The 16,966-nt window shown below is 45.0% G+C and carries 17 protein-coding genes; 5 read left to right on the top strand and 12 right to left on the bottom strand.

Annotated elements, in window-relative coordinates:
• Window positions 1-189 precede the first annotated feature (189 nt).
• Genes AC1YY3_RS04980 through AC1YY3_RS04965 form a run of 4 tightly spaced genes read left to right on the top strand, consistent with a single transcriptional unit; the run spans window position 190 to window position 2,282 of the window.
• Complete coding sequence (locus AC1YY3_RS04980) at window positions 190-726, top strand: septation protein A (protein ID WP_481823527.1); 537 nt, start codon at window positions 190-192, stop codon at window positions 724-726.
• Between the two features lies 1 nt (window position 727).
• The gene (locus tag AC1YY3_RS04975) at window positions 728-1,030 is read left to right on the top strand and encodes a YciI family protein (protein WP_481823528.1); all 303 of its coding nucleotides are present in this window, start codon (window positions 728-730) and stop codon (window positions 1,028-1,030) included.
• Complete coding sequence (locus tag AC1YY3_RS04970; RefSeq protein ID WP_481823529.1) at window positions 1,027-1,305, top strand: BolA family protein; 279 nt, start codon at window positions 1,027-1,029, stop codon at window positions 1,303-1,305. Before AC1YY3_RS04975 ends, AC1YY3_RS04970 begins: the two co-directional genes overlap by 4 nt.
• A complete protein-coding gene (locus AC1YY3_RS04965) occupies window positions 1,305-2,282 on the top strand; it encodes a peptidylprolyl isomerase (protein ID WP_481823530.1) in 978 nt (325 codons plus the stop codon). Before AC1YY3_RS04970 ends, AC1YY3_RS04965 begins: the two co-directional genes overlap by 1 nt.
• A gap of 291 nt (window positions 2,283-2,573) precedes the next feature.
• Here AC1YY3_RS04965 and AC1YY3_RS04960 read toward each other — a convergent pair whose 3' ends face one another.
• The 10 genes from AC1YY3_RS04960 to bioB all read right to left on the bottom strand — a co-directional run bounded on the left by AC1YY3_RS04960 (window position 2,574) and on the right by bioB (window position 14,126).
• On the bottom strand, window positions 2,574-3,464 hold the full coding sequence (locus tag AC1YY3_RS04960) for a cytochrome c oxidase subunit 3 (protein WP_481823531.1): 891 nt from the start codon (window positions 3,462-3,464) through the stop codon (window positions 2,574-2,576).
• Between the two features lie 11 nt (window positions 3,465-3,475).
• Complete coding sequence (locus AC1YY3_RS04955) at window positions 3,476-4,027, bottom strand: cytochrome c oxidase assembly protein (protein WP_481823532.1); 552 nt, start codon at window positions 4,025-4,027, stop codon at window positions 3,476-3,478.
• Between the two features lie 156 nt (window positions 4,028-4,183).
• Window positions 4,184-5,833: a cytochrome c oxidase subunit I gene (gene ctaD, locus AC1YY3_RS04950; RefSeq protein ID WP_481823533.1), complete on the bottom strand. Its 1,650-nt coding sequence runs from the start codon at window positions 5,831-5,833 to the stop codon at window positions 4,184-4,186.
• A gap of 84 nt (window positions 5,834-5,917) precedes the next feature.
• The gene (coxB, locus tag AC1YY3_RS04945; protein WP_481823534.1) at window positions 5,918-8,230 is read right to left on the bottom strand and encodes a cytochrome c oxidase subunit II; all 2,313 of its coding nucleotides are present in this window, start codon (window positions 8,228-8,230) and stop codon (window positions 5,918-5,920) included.
• Window positions 8,231-8,534: 304 nt separating this feature from the next.
• Window positions 8,535-9,209: a dethiobiotin synthase gene (gene bioD, locus AC1YY3_RS04940; RefSeq protein WP_481823535.1), complete on the bottom strand. Its 675-nt coding sequence runs from the start codon at window positions 9,207-9,209 to the stop codon at window positions 8,535-8,537.
• Between the two features lie 6 nt (window positions 9,210-9,215).
• Window positions 9,216-10,001, bottom strand: a complete 786-nt coding sequence (gene bioC, locus AC1YY3_RS04935) for a malonyl-ACP O-methyltransferase BioC (protein WP_481823536.1) — start codon at window positions 9,999-10,001, stop codon at window positions 9,216-9,218.
• A gap of 78 nt (window positions 10,002-10,079) precedes the next feature.
• Window positions 10,080-10,847 (bottom strand): pimeloyl-ACP methyl ester esterase BioH, encoded by a 768-nt coding sequence (gene bioH, locus AC1YY3_RS04930; RefSeq protein ID WP_481823537.1) that lies wholly within the window; start codon window positions 10,845-10,847, stop codon window positions 10,080-10,082.
• A complete protein-coding gene (bioF, locus tag AC1YY3_RS04925; RefSeq protein ID WP_481823583.1) occupies window positions 10,844-12,055 on the bottom strand; it encodes an 8-amino-7-oxononanoate synthase in 1,212 nt (403 codons plus the stop codon). Before bioF ends, bioH begins: the two co-directional genes overlap by 4 nt.
• A gap of 71 nt (window positions 12,056-12,126) precedes the next feature.
• Window positions 12,127-13,098, bottom strand: a complete 972-nt coding sequence (locus AC1YY3_RS04920; RefSeq protein WP_482194346.1) for a DUF3644 domain-containing protein — start codon at window positions 13,096-13,098, stop codon at window positions 12,127-12,129.
• A 71-nt stretch (window positions 13,099-13,169) separates the two neighbouring features.
• On the bottom strand, window positions 13,170-14,126 hold the full coding sequence (gene bioB / locus AC1YY3_RS04915; RefSeq protein WP_481823539.1) for a biotin synthase BioB: 957 nt from the start codon (window positions 14,124-14,126) through the stop codon (window positions 13,170-13,172).
• Window positions 14,127-14,196: 70 nt separating this feature from the next.
• On the opposite strand from bioB, the gene AC1YY3_RS04910 reads away from it, so the two are divergent.
• Window positions 14,197-14,904: a ComF family protein gene (locus tag AC1YY3_RS04910; RefSeq protein ID WP_481823540.1), complete on the top strand. Its 708-nt coding sequence runs from the start codon at window positions 14,197-14,199 to the stop codon at window positions 14,902-14,904.
• A 130-nt stretch (window positions 14,905-15,034) separates the two neighbouring features.
• On the opposite strand, the gene AC1YY3_RS04905 is transcribed toward AC1YY3_RS04910, so the two are convergent.
• Window positions 15,035-16,039 carry a class 1 fructose-bisphosphatase gene (locus AC1YY3_RS04905; RefSeq protein WP_481823541.1) on the bottom strand — a complete coding sequence of 335 codons (1,005 nt, stop codon included), beginning with the start codon at window positions 16,037-16,039 and terminating at the stop codon, window positions 15,035-15,037.
• A gap of 91 nt (window positions 16,040-16,130) precedes the next feature.
• Entirely contained in the window at window positions 16,131-16,403 is a 273-nt protein-coding gene (locus AC1YY3_RS04900; RefSeq protein ID WP_481823542.1) for a SemiSWEET transporter, read from the bottom strand.
• Window positions 16,404-16,966: the final 563 nt, after the last annotated feature.

Raw genomic sequence — 16,966 nt, 5'->3', positions numbered from 1 at the left:
CCCAAATGGTAAGTCATCTTGAACTTTTATGAAAAATGGCACTCACATCGCCAACACAAATTAGCTAGTCGAACATTCAGCATAAATTTTCAGGGAAATAGCAATCCGATGGAATGTAAGAGCCACTAACCGTATAGCCCTGATCCGATTGCACTAACCTGTAACAACCATACGTACACCACCACCTTCATGAAACAGCTTTTTGAATTCTTTCCGATTCTTCTATTTTTTATAGCCTTCAAGCTGTATGACATTTACGTAGCAACTGCCGTCGTCATTGTAGCAACTATCTTACAGGTGGCTTATAACTGGTTTAGATACCGTAAAGTCGAAACTATGCAATGGATTACGTTGGGTTTAATCATCGTAATGGGTGGTGCAACAATATTGCTACATGACGAACAATTCATCAAATGGAAGCTATCCATAATCGAATGGTTGTTCGGACTTGCCTTTATTGGTAGCCAATTTATCGGCAAAAAACCCTTTGTTGAACGCATGATGTCCAAAAGCTTGACCTTGCCTGATTTTGTTTGGCGGCGCTTAAACCTGATGTGGGGTTGTTTTTTTATCACCGTCGGCTTTATCAACGTTTACGTGATGTTCCATTACACAACCGACCAATGGGTTACCTTTAAAACTTTCGGCGTGCCGGGATTGATGGTTTTGTTCATCGTGCTACAGATGATTTTTTTATATAAGTACATCCCAGAAACCGAGGAATAAGGTGTTATACGCAATCATCAGTGAAGATGTCGCCAATAGCCTGGAATTACGCATGGTTGCGAGACCCGCGCATATTAAAAGATTACACAACCTGCAAGATGCCGGACGGTTGGTATTGGCAGGACCGCACCCCGCTATCGACAGCGACAACCCCGGTACGGCGGGTTTTACGGGCAGCCTTATCGTCGCAGAATTTGAAAGCCTACAAGCTGCACAACACTGGGCTGATGCAGATCCTTACGTAGCAACTAAAGTTTATTCCAACGTAACCGTCAAACCATTTAAAAAGGTATTCCCCCAATGACATCCGAAACTATTAAACGCCTGTTGAATGAAGCGTTTAAACCAGAAACCCTGGAAATTATCGACCACAGTGCTACACATGCCGGTCATGCCGGAGCTAAAAGCGGCGGCGGTCACTATCATGTCAAAATTGTTGCCGACGCATTTGATGGAAAATCGCTGGTGCAACGCCACCAACTGATATACAAAGCGTTAGGCGACATGATGAAACAAGAAATTCATGCCTTAGGCATCAATGCTCTTTCACCCTCAGAAGAAACCAAAGGAAATTCGTAATGTATAACAAACTTACACCATTATTTTTAGTTAGTGCTATCGCCCTTACAGGGTGCGACCATAGGCCTACTGACGTAACACCTCCAGCCGTTAAAAAAGAAGATGCGATTGCCAGCGTAAACGGCCAATACATCAGCAAAAAAACGCTGGAAGACCTGGAAAAAGACCTCGCCCAGCGTAGCCACGGTCAAGCCCCTGCTTTTCCAAAAGAAAAATTGGTTGATGAATTGGTTCAGCGCGAAATTTTAGTGCAAGATGCCGTGCTAAAAAAACTGGACCAAACGCCTGAAGTCGTCGCCCAACTGGATGCCGCACGGAAAGCCATCTTGACCCAAGCGAGCTTGCAAGCTTACTTGAAAGCCAACCCAATCACCGATGCTGACATCAAAAAAGAATATGACAGCAAAGTTGGCGGCGCAAACGGCACCGAATACAAGGCGAGCCACATCCTGGTCAAGACTGAAGATGAAGCCAAAAAACTAATAGCCGAACTGGATAAGGGCGGAAAATTTGCCAAACTGGCAAACAAGCATTCATTGGATGCCAAAGAATCCCAAAATGGCGGCGATTTAGGCTGGTTTAATCCTAGCCAAATGGTAGCACCGTTCTCTGAAGCCGTTGCCAAACTGGAAAAAGGCAAATACACCAAAGCACCTGTCAAAACCCAATTCGGGTGGCACATTATTTTGAGTGAAGATTCCAGAAAACAAGCAGCACCACCTCTGGAAGCCGTTAAAGAACAACTGACACCCATGTTGCAACGTGAAAAAATACAGAGCATGGTAGAAGGTTTGCGTAAACAAGCCAAAGTTGAGATTTTGATCCCGCTGAAAGACGAAGCACCGAAAGCCGCTACGCCGCCTCCAGCAGCAACCACTCCTGCTCCAGCCGCTACAGCTACACCTGCAGCCGCAGAGCCAGCTAAAGAAGTTGCACAACCTGCTGAAGCAGAAAAAGCAGTCCCCGCTAAAAAGTAAGGGTTTTCAACCACAAAAAGGGCGGGTGACCGCCTTTTTTTGTGAGTACACAAATTGATGCTATTCCTAGACTAGATGTAGAACAGCCGTTTACCCTAGGAATGAGGCCATATAAGCGATTTGATGTATCATCCTCATTCCACGATTATCATCACATTGCTGCGTTGCAAGCACCTAAATCCGTGCGGGGATTCCACATAAAAGATAGTATCTTCAACCAGTTAACGTTTGTAAGACATAAAAAAAGTGCTGTCGAAACGGCAGCACTTTTTTTGGTTATAGCGTTGTTTGTCACATGATGTAAACAAAGATGAACAAACCCAACCACACCACGTCAACAAAGTGCCAATACCAAGCGGCAGCTTCAAAAGCGAAATGGTTTTCCGGTTTGAAATGACCTTTCCAGCTACGGAACAACACCACGCTTAGGATGATTGCACCCACGCAGACATGAAAGCCGTGGAATCCTGTCAACATGAAGAACGTCGATCCATATATGCCTGAACCCAAGGTCAAACCCATATCGGTATAAGCTTCGTGGTATTCAGTTGCTTGGCAAAGGACGAACAAGAATCCTAAAGTAACGGTAGCAATCAAGCCTTTGATGAGTTGGTCGCGGTTTTTTGCCAATAAGCCGTGATGCGCCCAGGTGCAGGTAACACCGCTAGATAGTAGCAATAAGGTATTTAACAAAGGCAAACCAAAAGCACCCATTGGTTCAAATTCACCACTGGTTTTGCCATCAACAATTTTGCCACCCAAATGGGCAGGACCGTTTGTCGGCCAAGCTGTTTCGTAATCAGGCCAAAGCAATGCTTTGGTCGCCGCGCCCGTACCTTCACCGCCCAACCAAGGCACGGACAAGTTGCGCGTGTACCATAGCGTACCGAAGAAAACGGCAAAAAACATGACTTCCGAGAAGATAAACCACATCATGCCCATACGGAAGGAAATGCCAACCTGGGTATTGTAAGTGCCTGATTCGCTTTCGCTTGCTTGCAAGGTAAACCATCCTGCTACCATGATGATGAATATTGCGAAACCGACAAGCATGAAGGTCGCACCAGACGATGATCCATTTAAGTAACTAGCAAAACCAGCCAACATACAAAACAAACCGGCGGTAACCATAACCGGCCAAGTTGCCTTATGTGGAATGTAATAACCATGCGATGTAGACATAATTTCCTCTTCTAATTTTGCACTGCGGCTTTGGTGTTATCAAAAAATGTGTATGAAAGCGTGATGGTTTTTAAGTCTTCCGGCAAATCCGGCTTAACCGCAAAACGCATAGCCATCTGCTTTGATTCTTTCGGTTTAAATGTTTGCTGGTCAAGGCAAAAACACACTACCTTATGAAAATATTTAGCAGCGATACTCGGCGTAAAGCTAGGTATCGCCTGTGCATGCAGTAACTTATCGGTCATATTCTCACCGTAAAAATACACGGTATGGTATTCGCCTGGATGGACTTTTAATTGCTTGGTTTCAGCACGAAATTCCATAGGCGTTGATTCGTTCAACGATGTAATCAATTCGAGCTTTATTTCCCTGCTCATATCAACCTTGTAAAGGACTTCCTCAGCTGCCAGCGATTTTGCCTTACCGTTTAGTCCGGTCAAGTCGCATAAAACATCGTACAGTGGTACCAAGGCATAACCGAAACCGAACATACCTATCACAACTAATACCAAAATCTTAACGATCTTGGTATTTTTTTGCTTTAGGCTTAAGGAATCATCCATCAAAAAACAGCTTTTATCGCTTTGACAATATGTTCTATAACCGCTGAGGGTACTGCAAACAAATAGAAACTAAATGCCAGTAACCCTAAAATGGATGCGGTTAGCCGATTTTTTGTTTTTAAATTCATTAATATCTATAAGCTATTATTCAGTTGCTTAATGCTGATACTCAGTCGGCACAATAACAGGTGGCTCAGTAAACGTATGATAAGGCGGTGGAGATGGCAAAGTCCATTCCAAGCCCTGTGTACCACCACCGCCGTATTGCAGTGCGCCGTCCCAGACTTCATTGGTCGCCTTTACACCCGTGCCGCCACGGATGGTATCGACAACGATGTACAAGAACAGCAATTGGCTGAAACCAAAAATAAAGCCGCCGATACTGGAGATCATATTCCAATCAGTAAATTGCACGGCATAATCGGGAATCCGCCGTGGCATACCCGCCAAACCTAAAAAATGTTGTGGAAAAAACAGAATATTGACCGAAATAGCCGACAACCAGAAATGCAACTGGCCGATTTTTTCGTTGTACATATTGCCCGTCCATTTGGGCAGCCAATAATAACCACCCGCCATAATCATAAAGATCGCAGAAGGCACCAAGACATAATGGAAGTGGGCGACGATAAAATAGGTGTCGTGATACTGCAAATCTGAAGGCGCAATCGCCATCATCAAGCCGGTAAAGCCACCCATCGTAAACAGCACCACAAAGCTAATGGAAAACAGCATCGGGGTTTCAAACGTCATCGCCCCCTTCCACATGGTCGCCGTCCAGTTGAACACTTTTACGGCAGTGGGAATGGCAATAATCATAGTCGAATACATGAAATACAGCTCTCCAGCAAGCGGCATCCCGACTGTAAACATGTGATGCGCCCAGACGATGAACGACAGGAAAGCAATCGCTGCTGTCGCATAAACCATTGAGCTATAACCAAATAGTGGTTTTCTGGCGAACACAGGGATAATGGTCGAGGCCAAGCCAAAAGTCGGCAAAATCAGGATATAAACTTCAGGATGTCCAAAAAACCAGAAGATATGTTGGTACAGCACTGGATCGCCACCACCTGCGGCATCAAAAAAGCTGGTTTCAAAAAACTTGTCGGTCAATAGCATCGTGACCGCACCCGCAAAAACCGGCATGACGGCAATCAACAGGAATGCAGTAATTACCCAAGTCCACACGAACATCGGCATCCGCATCAAGGTCATGCCAGGGGCGCGCATATTGAAGATGGTCGCAATTATATTTATTGCGCCCATGATGGACGAAATCCCCAGCAAATGCACAGAGAAGATGGCAAAAGGCAACGCTGCGCCTGTTTGCAATACTAAAGGCGGGTACATAGTCCAACCAGCAGCCGGTGCGCCACCTTCCATAAACAAGGTGCTGGACAGCAACACGATACCGGCAACCAACATCCAGAAACTCATGTTGTTCATGCGTGGCAATGCCATATCTGGCGCACCAATCATCATTGGAATCATCCAGTTAGCCAAGCCAACGAATGCTGGCATCACGCCACCGAAAATCATGACCAGTGCGTGCATGGTGGTCATGGAATTGAAGAATTGCGGCTCAACAAACGACAAGCCGGGCTGGAACAGTTCGGCACGGATAATCAACGCCATCACCCCGCCCACGAAAAACATCACCAGCGCAAACCATAAGTACAGCGTTCCGATGTCTTTATGGTTGGTGGTAATAATCCATCTTAGCCACCCTTTTGCTGGGCCGTGATCATGGTCGTCATGTTCATGCTCGTGGTGTTCATCATGTTCAGCTACAACGGCAGACATATCATTTCCTCTTTTATCCTAAATTAATCACTGCTAGTGATAAGCACTGCGCAGCAAAACAAAAATCGTACAGTTCTGAGCCACTTAGTTGGCTGATTGTAATAATGCTTCAATCTCAGAAGGCTGCTTAAAATCGCCCGTCGCATTTAGCTTGTTGCGGGTAAATGCGAGTACTGACGCAAAGTCTTCCGCACTCAAAGTGCTGCCAAACGCGGGCATCATGCCTTTACCTTTAAGCATCAGTTCAATTTGTGTATCAATTACACCAGTTACTACCGCACTGCCTTTTAAGGCAGGGAACACAGGCGGCATACCCACGCCTTCGGGCTGATGGCAGGATTGGCAACTTTTTTCGTAGACCAACTCGCCTTGAGCTACCAATTCGGCTAAGGTTTTTTCAGCAGATACAGTGGTTTTATCATCTGTTTCAGCAGCTTTGTCGCTGATAGCAGATTCGGTTTTATGCGGACTTTCTGCGATCTTATCTTCAACTGGTTTGGTATCTTCCGCTTTCAAGTCTTTTTCATCGTCCTTGTTTGCAGGGCTTTCAGGTGCTGCGGAACTTTCGGCAATTGGCTCGTCTTTGCCGTGCATCAACTTTTCTATTTGGCCTGCGGTTATCGCATCGCCATTGGCATTACCCAAAGCATTTCGGGTATAGGTGATCACTTGCGCTAATTGGGCTGGCGTTAACTTGCCACCAAACGCTGGCATACTGCCTTTGCCATTCATGACCAGATTGGTTTGAGCTTTGATGTCACCTTTAACAACCGCACTGCCAGTTAACGCAGGAAACACCGACGGCATTCCGCCACCGTCTTTTTGATGGCAAGATGAACAGTTAGCTTCGTAAACCGTTTGCCCTGCGGTAATCAAGTCTGCATGGCGCGATGCCGTATGGTTAACATGATCAGAACTGGCTTTGCTGTCGGTCACATTTGGCTTGCTCACCGATGGTTTGGTTACTTCCGGCTCAACAACATTATTTAATGATTTACTTGCTGGTTTTGTTGCGGGAATGCTCTCTTCATGTTTTTCGACTGCTTTTTTCGCAGTCGATTGTTTGCTTGCAACTGGATTTTCTGCGGGTTTCTTGGCAGATTCTTCCGTTTTATCTGCTACGTCTACATTTGCTGATTTGTTAGCTTTATCAATTTTTGCAGGTTTAGCCGCGCAACCGTCATCGTCATCATCTGATTTCGGCAATTTAGTCTTGATTGCTTTAGGTTGGATTTCATCCCCTTTAGCATTGCCCAAAGCATTACGCGTGTAAGTAATAACGGAAGCCAGTTCTGTTGCAGAAAGTTGCTTACCAAAGGCAGGCATGGCGTTTTTACCATTCAACACCAATGAAGCTTGGGCATTAATATCGCCATTGACTACAGCACTACCCCTTAACGCTGGGAACGCACCAGCAATTCCGCCACCATCAGGCATGTGGCAAGTGCTGCAATTTTTTTCATAGATTTCAGCACCTTTGGCGACTAAGTCATCATGCGACATATCGGCACTGCTTTTTGCCTTGCATTCTTGCTCGTGTTTTTGGGTTGCCCAGGCATCGTAATCTTCTTGCTCCATCGCTATCACGACCACGGGCATAAAGGCGTGGTCTCGACCACAAAGTTCGGTACATTGCCCCCTGTAAATGCCTGGCTCATCCACTGAAGCCCAGGCTTCATTGATAAACCCTGGGATGGCATCTTTTTTCCAACCCAGATCAGGCACCCACCAGGAATGCAGCACATCAGCCGCCGTGAAAACGAAACGGATTTTTTTGTTAACAGGGATAACTAATGGCTCATCAACACGCAGTAAATAGTGAGAAACAGAGCGTGGGTCGGTAGTAGAATCTAATTGTCTTGCCATATTACTGGCATGATCCAAGCTGCTAAAGAAACGAATGTCGTGACCTAAATATTCGTATTCCCATTTCCATTGCCAGCCAGTGACCTTGATGGTCATATCAGATTCTTCCACGCCATCCATTTCAATCATGGTTTTGGTGGCAGGAATTGCCATCGCCAGCAGGATCAAGGCGGGGATGATAGTCCAGATGATTTCAACAGTGGTATTTTCGTGAAACTGCTCGGCGACGTGACCTTTGGATTTACGATGATGGTAGATGGAGTAAAACATGGTGCCGAACACGCCGATACCGACGAATATGCAGATCCATAGGATCAGCATGTGCAGATCATAAACATCATGACTGATCTGCGTATGACCCTCAGTCAAATTGAGCGTATACCCGCCCGGCGTGGGTTCAACGGGGAAGCCTTTAGGCAGGCAAACGCTACCCTCCATCAACTTCGACGGACACTCCTCAGCCGCTTGCACAGTCCCCAAACCTGAAACCAGTAAGATCAGACCTGCGAATAGTTGCTTTGTTTTCTTCACTGAGAAAACTCCTCTGTAATAAATTATAAATTCTTGGATGGTCTGCATGGCTTCAAAAAACACGGTATTCATTAGCATCCATGCACAAATTTGATAGTAACCAGCAATTCAATTAGTTGGGTAGATTCTAACCTATCAAGCCTTTCTGCGCCAGAAGTCGCACCATTTAGTTTCAGCAAAAAACCAGCGAAAAGCTAGCCTAGCAAACGCTTTATAGCCATTGCACACGGATAGTTGCGTATCTGTAAATAGATTATGAACAAAAAGCAATCACTCGGATTTTAAGATCCAGAATACTACAGACTCAATCGCTTACTGAATGCAAGTAATAATTCCTGGCTAACCCATCAAAATCGGGATTTTTTGTATAAGGCAAAACACCTAACAGCGGCATATCCAGCGTTCTCGTAAGTGTAGCCACAATCTCATCCGCATTTAATGTGTCAGGTTCAGTATGCACCGCAATCCAACCCGCACTCACTACGGCTTCGCTGTTCATAGCCTGATACGTGAGTTTTGCATGATTGATGCAGCCTAACTTAATTGCTACGACCAAAAGCACTGGCAATGCTAATGCGATGGCAAGATCGCTGTTGTCTTGATGCTGATTGATCGGCGAATACCAACCGCCAGCACCTTCAACCAGTAAAATCTGGGCTTGGTCTTTAATGACATTAAATGCCTTGACGATAACATCTAATTCGACAGGATTATCTTTGCCAGCAATATGTGGAGAAACGGGAAGTGCGTAAGCGTAGGGATTAACGTGTTGATAACCCAGCTTTACTGTTGCATTTTGCTGTAGCAGAAGCGCGTCTTCATTCACCAAAACCCCATCTTGGATACTGCAACCTGAAGCCACAGGCTTCATGCCGATGACCGATTTGCCTTGGCTTTTGAAGTACCTCATCAGGGCGACAGTTGCCCAGGTTTTGCCGACATTGGTGTCGATACCGGTAATAAAATAGCCTTTTTCCATAGCCGTTTACACCCTAACCGCAACCATAATTACCTCAAAAGTCGCAGGTATTCTGCCGTTTTCTTCCTGCTGCTGATAGGCACTTATCATGCGCTGCATAGCAGATCGACTGGTGAATTGTTTATTACACCCTGCCATAACCGTGTGTGCGCCTAGCTGTTTTAATTCTGCCATCAAATCCAAAACTGATACGTAAGTTGATGTATATGAGCGTATTTCTAGCTCAAATTCATGAAAACCGGCTTGTTGCAGAAAATTTTGTAATTGCGCTGGGTTGTGAAAGCTATTCACATGATTGTAATCATCAACTTGTTGCCACGCGCTTTTTAACTCGCGCAAGGTATGCGCTCCAAAAGTGGTGAAATAGAGCTGACCTTCCGGCTTTAAAATTCGCTTGATATCAGCAAAAGTTTTCTCTAGGTTGTCACACCATTGGAATGCTAAGTTGGAAATAACTAAATCCACCGACTGTGGCTGTAACGGCAAATATTCTGCATCTGCACAAAGATAAGTAATATTTTTATTATTATTCAATTTATTACGCGCTATTTGTAACATGGGCAAGGCAATGTCCAAAGCTATTATCTGCTGCGGCAGACAGATTTTTTGCCGCAAAATCTCAGTAACCAGAAAACCCGTACCACAACCTAAATCGACAACTGTATCAACTTGTCCGATATTTCCTACGCGCTGCAATAAGTTGATGCCGACATTCCTTTGCAACAGCGCGGCACTGTCATACGATGATGAGGCAACAGCAAAGGATTGTTTTATCTTAGTTTTTGGCAGCACTTTTTTCCGTACAAATTTTGGTGGTGGGTTATAGCCGTACATTTTGGAGTGCAACCCTAGGTTTGCAACTCCGCCCCATTACTTATCCATAAAACGGCAGACGGCATTAACCATCGCCTCTTGATGCGACAAAAATGGTACATGCCCTGCTCTGTCTATCACCGTTAGGTCGATTCCGGGTAATAATGCTTCCATCTTTGCGCCGACGGAAACAGGAATAAGAGTATCGAGTTGTCCCAAAATAACCGCAACCGGAATTTTAAGCTGGGCAAAGCTATCCCTTAAATCCACCTGTTTCAAAATAGTTAAACCTTCTTGCAAAGTTTGCTGATTAGGTTCTGGGCTTTCAAAAACCAAGGTTTTTAATTCCTGCAACGCCGCTTTCTGCTTATTTAACCCTTTAATATATAATGATAAAAACCGCAGCAATGTTGCATGTGGGGCTTGTTTTAAGCTTTCTGCAAAATTATCGAGAACGTTGTAATCCATTCCAGACCAAGCGTCTTTTCTTACAAAACATGGCGTTCCAGTAAGCAAAATCAATTGATTGACCTGTTCAGGAAAACGATAAGCAATCTCTATCGTCATTTCAGCACCTAACGACCAGCCTAGCCAGCAACACGGCTCATTAGGGACAGCATCAACCAAGGCTTTGCTAACCGTTTCCAGGGTGAATGGCGACATCGCCCCACTTCGTCCATGCCCAGGCAAATCAAGCAAGGTCACTTGATAGTGTTTCGCCAGCTCTTTTGCAAACGCACGCCAAATCCCGCTGTGCATTGCCCAACCGTGGACGAGTATAATTGGCTTGCCCTGCCCGAAGGTTTCAGTATGTATTTTTGTCATACTAAGGCTTTGGCAAGCGCATCCAGCAATTGGTCAATTTGCTGTTCTTCGTGCATTGCCGAAAAAGTCACGCGCAATCTTGCGGCATTGACAGGGACGGTTGGCGGTCTAATCGCACTCACCAGAAATCCTTGGTTTAACAGAGCTTGACTTACAGCAACCGCTTGTTCAGATTGACCAATCAATAGGGGCTGGATCGGTGAAGAGGAAGCCATCAACGACAAGCCCAACTGTCCAGCACCTGCCCTGAAACGCTCAGTCAAAAACCTGAGCTTTTCCCGTCGCCAGCTTTCTGTCTGGATAATTTTCAAACTAGAACGGGTGGCTTCTGCAATTGCGGGAGGCAAAGCCGTTGTATAGATGTAAGTTCGGGCTGTTTGCACCAATGTTTCTATCAGCTCTTCCGATCCCGCGACAAACGCGCCAAACGTACCGAATGCCTTACCTAACGTACCTACCAGCACCTGCACATCGTCTTGTTTTAAGCCCGTTTGCTCCAAAATGCCGCCACCATTTTCACCTAAAACTCCCAGACCGTGGGCATCATCCACCATCAACCAAGCATCATGCTGTTTGGCGACAACCGATAAGGCTTGCAAAGGCGCGATGTCGCCATCCATGCTGAATACGCCGTCGGTCACAATCAAACTACGGGAAATACCCTCTCCCTTTGGGAGACGGTTAGGGTGAGGGGTATCAATAGAATTCTTAATGGCTTTGCTATTTCCCAATAGATTTTGCAAATGATCGACATCCGCATGGGCATAACGCTTAAACCGTGCACCCGACAACAATCCGCCATCCAGCAGGGAAGCGTGATTCAATCGGTCTTCAAACACCGTATCACCACGCCCGACCAAGGCAGAAATCGCGCCCATGTTCGCCATGTAACCCGTGGAAAACAGCAATGCCCGGTCTCGTCCGGTAAATACCGCCAACTCTTCTTCCAAGGCATGATGGGCGCTGCTGTGACCGCAAATCAAATGCGCCGAACCGCTGCCTACACCATATTTGTCCGCCGCATTCTTGAAGGCGTTTATGACATCAGGATGGTTAGCTAGACCTAAGTAATCGTTACTGCAAAAATTGAGGACGGGGTTGCCATCGCAAATCAGGTTAATGCCTTGCGGGGATTCAACGATGCGTCTGGAACGGTACAAGCCTTGTTGCGACAGTTCGTTTAGTTTTAAGGATAAATCAAACAAAATAGGTTCTTATACATAAAATTGTAGGGGGCATTTTATGCACCTTTAAAGTTGGTGCGTAAAACGCTACGATACTACGCACTCGATTTCGTATAATGTTTATCAAATTCTTTTTGTATATTTGGATTGTAAAACGTTTTCTTTCCACCCCTTGGGTTTTTAGGGTTTAGCAGCCTCTGATATCCAAAATTATTATCTTTTTCTAGTTGCTTCCTTATTTTGTGATATTTTTCATTTTTCTTGAAATCGGAGTAACGCTTTGTTAAACGGGTGCTTAAGACATCGTAATCCCAAGGATACTTATCTGTGAAATCCTCTTCCGATAGAAAAACCGCTGTAGCATGAGGATCATTAGTAATTTGAACAGGGATACCAGACGTGCTTTTCACTTTCTGAAACTTTACGTCAATTCTTAAGGTTAAGTTATAGTCCCCGACATTCTCGCTATCATCATAGAGTTCTTCAGACTTTCTTATATACTCCAAGACTTTTTTTTCGCTAGAATTAAGGGAAACACCAGGTGCATCAGCAAAGTTTCTGAAGAACGAAAGGGGCATTAAATAAAAATTGTACCCAGATAATACATCTCCAAACCAAGCAGACACCAGATGAAGATAATTCTGAAGGGAAGCGCTCCCAAGCTCCTGTATTTTTAGTGCCAAAAGAAAATCTTCATTTACAAAGTGAATAGAGTTATCTCTTATTTCCGTAAGAGCAACTAAGTTATCATTCACAACTTTATCTATTTTAACCCCGTAGTCTTCGGCAATAATTCTGTACGCTTCGAATAACCCAACAGACATAGGATTACCAGACCTGTTTTTTTTAGGCCGCTTTATTGATGACTTTTTCCCATCTTTAAGGGTTTTATTCTCCATTGCATATAAGGAAGCCAGTTTGTTACTGGCTAAGTTCAACACTTTTGCCTTTAACAATAACTCCCAAGAATTTATACAGAGAACAGAAAAAGTTTCTTCACGATATTTAAAGTCAGGTTTGTTGTATATTTCTATCGCTGAAAGCATTGCAGCGATAGATTTTTCCAACATTAACCGAGACCGCGATTTCATAAAAAGAGAACTTTGCGCGAAAATGTAATATTCAATTCAAAAATAATTTATCTTGCATTCACCCCCAACCGCTCAAACAAAACCTTATCTTGATTAGCCAGCGGGTTATCGGTCGTCAGCAATTTCTCCCCATAAAAAATTGAATTAGCCCCAGCCAGAAAACATAAAGCCTGCATCTCATCGCTCATATTGTTGCGGCCAGCAGACAGGCGTACACGGGATTTTGGCATCATAATCCTTGCAACAGCTAGTGTTCGGATGAACATAAACGGATCAAGTTCTTCCGTTCCCATAAGCGGCGTACCTTCCACTTGGACAAGCATATTGACGGGAACGCTTTCTGGATGCTTGGGCATATTGGCTAGTTCGATCAGAAGGTTAGCGCGGTCTTTGTCGCTTTCGCCCATGCCGACGATGCCGCCGCAACAGACATTAATCCCAGCACCCCTGACCCGTGCCAGCGTGTCCAAGCGGTCTTGGTAAGTGCGGGTGGTGATGATTTCGGAGTAGTATTCTTCCGAGGTGTCGAGGTTATGGTTGTAGTAATCCAGACCGCCTTCTTTCAACTTGGCGGTTTGTTCATTGGTGAGCATCCCCAATGTCACGCAGGTTTCCAAACCTAACGCCTTCACGCCTTGCACCATCTCGACGACCTTTTCGACATCCTTATCTTTTGGTTCGCGCCAGGCCGCGCCCATGCAAAAGCGTGATGCACCCTGGGCTTTGGCTTGCTCGGCGGCGGCAAGCACGTCTTCAACGCACATCAACGGTTCTGATTTTAATCCGGTATCAAAACGCGCACTTTGCGGACAATAACCGCAATCTTCCGAACACGCGCCGGTCTTGATGCTCAACAAGCTGCTGACCTGGACTTCGTTGGGATCAAAATTCTGACGATGGACGGTTTGCGCTTGATAGATAAGGTCGTTGAACGGCATGGCAAACAGCGCCAAGACTTCATCTATGTGCCAGTTATGACGAATACGTTCAGGGTTTGCAGACATTCGGTTAATCTCCAACTACAATAAGGTTCTGAGGGTAAAAAGCAACGACTTGACTTGTCAACCATGTGCTATGGAAAAAGTTTACAATTGGCTCGACATTATACAGGAAGCTCTGCTCCCGCCCACCTGTATTTTGTGCGGAAACCCAGGGTTTAACTCACTGGACATCTGCGAAACCTGCCATGTCCGCCTGCCACGAAATAATGTGTGCTGCTATCGCTGTGCAGAAATATTTGCTTCACCCATTGTTGCCCCAACCCTTTGCGGACGTTGCTTAAGCGAAACACCATCGTTTGATGAAACCCACGCACCCTTCATCCATCAAGACGAAATCCGGCATTTGATTACCGGACTAAAATTTGGCGCACAGTTTAAAAACGCCCGTTTGCTCGGCAATTTGTTGGCTGACCATGTAGGCAAAGCGGCAGAAAAACCCGATTGCATCATTCCCGTGCCTTTGCACAAAGCCCGTTATCACGAACGGGGCTTTAACCAAGCCTTGGAAATTGCCCGAACGGTATCGAAATCTTTAGGAATTCCCGTTGATTATGCCAGTTGTGGACGGCATAAAGATACACCGCATCAAACAGGCTTGTCCGCCAAAAAACGCCGTCAGAATTTGCGCCGTGCGTTTTCGGTGCAAAACTCGATTCAAGCGCAACATATTGCGATTATTGATGATGTCATGACCACAGGTTCTACCGCGAATGCGCTGGCGACTGAATTAAAGAAGGCTGGGGCAAGCCGAGTTGATGTTTGGGTGTGTGCGAGGGCTTGATGCTAGAACTACAATTTAGCACTGCCTCGTAGCAATTAATTGCCCATAATTTTCTTTGAGACCCATTGCCGTTGCTCACAAAGCTTATAACTTACTGATGTATAAATATTATTATTTAATAAAATACATTCTAGCCTTCCAAATGATACGCAACAACCTTCTCAACCTCATGCTTCGACCCCAAAATAAGCGGCACGCGCTGGTGGATGTCGGTAGGTTTAATATCCAGTATGCGTTCGCGTCCGGTAGAACAGGCACCACCCGCTTGTTCGATAATAAACGCCATCGGATTGGCTTCATACATCAGCCGTAACTTAGCGGGTTTTGCCGGGTTACGGCAATCCAAGGGATACATAAATATGCCGCCACGCGTTAGAATTCGGTAAACCTCTGCAACCAAGGAAGCAATCCAGCGCATATTGTAGTTTTTCCCCAGCGAACCTTCCGTGCCTTGCAAACATTCATCTATATAACGTTGAACGGGTGGCTCCCAAAAGCGCTGGTTGGTCATGTTAACGGCAAATTCAGCGGTCTCTTCGGGTATCCTCATGTTCCTGTGGGTTAGGATAAATTCCCCGATGTCTTGATCTAGGGTAAATGCGTTAACGCCAAGTCCGGTCGTCAGTACCATCATAGTCGATGGACCATAGAGTACAAAACCCGCGCACACTTGTTCAGCGCCTTTGCGGAGGAAATCCTGTAAGTCGGCATCAATGCCTTCACGGCAGCGCAAGATGGAGAAGATGGTGCCGACCGCCAGATTGACATCAATATTGGATGAGCCATCCAAGGGATCAAACAGCACCAGATATTTTCCTTTGGGGTAATGGTTGGGGATTTTGATAATATCGTCGATTTCCTCCGATGCCATGCCGGCCAAATGTCCCGTCCAGTTCAAGGCATTAACCATGATGTCATTGGTGATGATGTCGAGCTTTTTTTGGACTTCACCCTGGATATTCTCAGATTCAGCACTACCTAGCACCCCAATCAATTCACCTCGGTTGACGATGTGGGAGATTTTTTTGCAGGCGGTGGCGATGTCATTCAGTAATGCGGTAAACGATCCCGAAGTGCCGGGAAATTCCCGCTGTTGCTCGATGATGAACTGGGTTAAGGTCACTTTGTTGGTCATGAAGCAATTATCTCCGTATCAGATTTGGATTTGTTAACTGGCGTACTTACGCAACAGCTTTAGAGGTTTAACTTGATAGCAGTGTGATAGCTTAGGGCTTTTTACTAAAGCTGTGATAAATCTTATAGGAAAGTATACAGGCCGCCAAAACCAAGGTTATTGCATTCGGAAAAATGATTGCATAATTTGCCAATTGAATACCATAGATTAACCAGCATAAAACGCCCAGGGTGAACAAGCTGTACATGCCAAGCGAGAGCGATGACGTGTCCTTGGTTTTGATGGTCATAAGGGCTTGTGGCAAAAACGAAGCCGTCGTCAACACGCCAGCCGCATAACCAATAAGCTCTTGATTTATTATCATAGTGTTAGTGTTGTCGAGTCAGTGGTATTGAAAAGCTTTTAATTTGTCTATTGGTGCGTAGCATAACGCATGCTTTTAAGATATTTCTTGGGGAAATTATACAGGGTTATTGGCTCGGTATATTTTAGGAATCTCGGCGCAGTCCTTAAACAAACCCAGTAGGGTCTTGTCGAATTACGAACACAATCACAAGCCTAATAATTTCTTATCAAATCGCAATTGCTTGGTGATTAAATCATCAATTTTGTTTTGCTTTTGACCTCATCACTTCTGTAACAGACTGATTTAAAAAAATTTGTGAACTGCGTCACAGTTATACACAAAAGCTGTGGATAACTTTGTGGGTAAGTTGTTTTTTCACTGGCTTATAAGTTGTTTTTACTGACCTTAACTTAAATTGTCCATAAACAAGACAATTACAATTTATTGTTTAATATCAATATGTTGAAATAAGGCAAGTGTTTAAAAAGCACTGCTTTAATAAATGACTCTAACTCATTGATTCTTTCTGTGTACAAATAATTTTGAATCGCTCTATTTCATGTAGTCTTTCGATTACAAAA

This window comes from Methyloglobulus sp. (assembly GCF_964779595.1).
This window is presented reverse-complemented; position numbering and strand designations above follow the sequence as displayed.

Excerpts from the sequence above, each read along its gene's own strand:
- AC1YY3_RS04980 (WP_481823527.1), top strand. The coding sequence starts at position 190 with ATGAAACAGCTTTTTGAATTCTTTCCGATTCTTCTATTTTTTATAGCC.
- AC1YY3_RS04970 (WP_481823529.1), top strand. The coding sequence starts at position 1,027 with ATGACATCCGAAACTATTAAACGCCTGTTGAATGAAGCGTTTAAACCA.
- AC1YY3_RS04965 (WP_481823530.1), top strand. The coding sequence starts at position 1,305 with ATGTATAACAAACTTACACCATTATTTTTAGTTAGTGCTATCGCCCTT.
- AC1YY3_RS04960 (WP_481823531.1), bottom strand. The coding sequence starts at position 3,464 with ATGTCTACATCGCATGGTTATTACATTCCACATAAGGCAACTTGGCCG.
- AC1YY3_RS04955 (WP_481823532.1), bottom strand. The coding sequence starts at position 4,027 with ATGGATGATTCCTTAAGCCTAAAGCAAAAAAATACCAAGATCGTTAAG.
- ctaD (WP_481823533.1), bottom strand. The coding sequence starts at position 5,833 with ATGTCTGCCGTTGTAGCTGAACATGATGAACACCACGAGCATGAACAT.
- bioD (WP_481823535.1), bottom strand. The coding sequence starts at position 9,209 with ATGGAAAAAGGCTATTTTATTACCGGTATCGACACCAATGTCGGCAAA.
- bioH (WP_481823537.1), bottom strand. The coding sequence starts at position 10,847 with ATGACAAAAATACATACTGAAACCTTCGGGCAGGGCAAGCCAATTATA.
- bioB (WP_481823539.1), bottom strand. The coding sequence starts at position 14,126 with ATGTCTGCAAACCCTGAACGTATTCGTCATAACTGGCACATAGATGAA.
- AC1YY3_RS04910 (WP_481823540.1), top strand. The coding sequence starts at position 14,197 with ATGGAAAAAGTTTACAATTGGCTCGACATTATACAGGAAGCTCTGCTC.
- AC1YY3_RS04905 (WP_481823541.1), bottom strand. The coding sequence starts at position 16,039 with ATGACCAACAAAGTGACCTTAACCCAGTTCATCATCGAGCAACAGCGG.
- AC1YY3_RS04900 (WP_481823542.1), bottom strand. The coding sequence starts at position 16,403 with ATGATAATAAATCAAGAGCTTATTGGTTATGCGGCTGGCGTGTTGACG.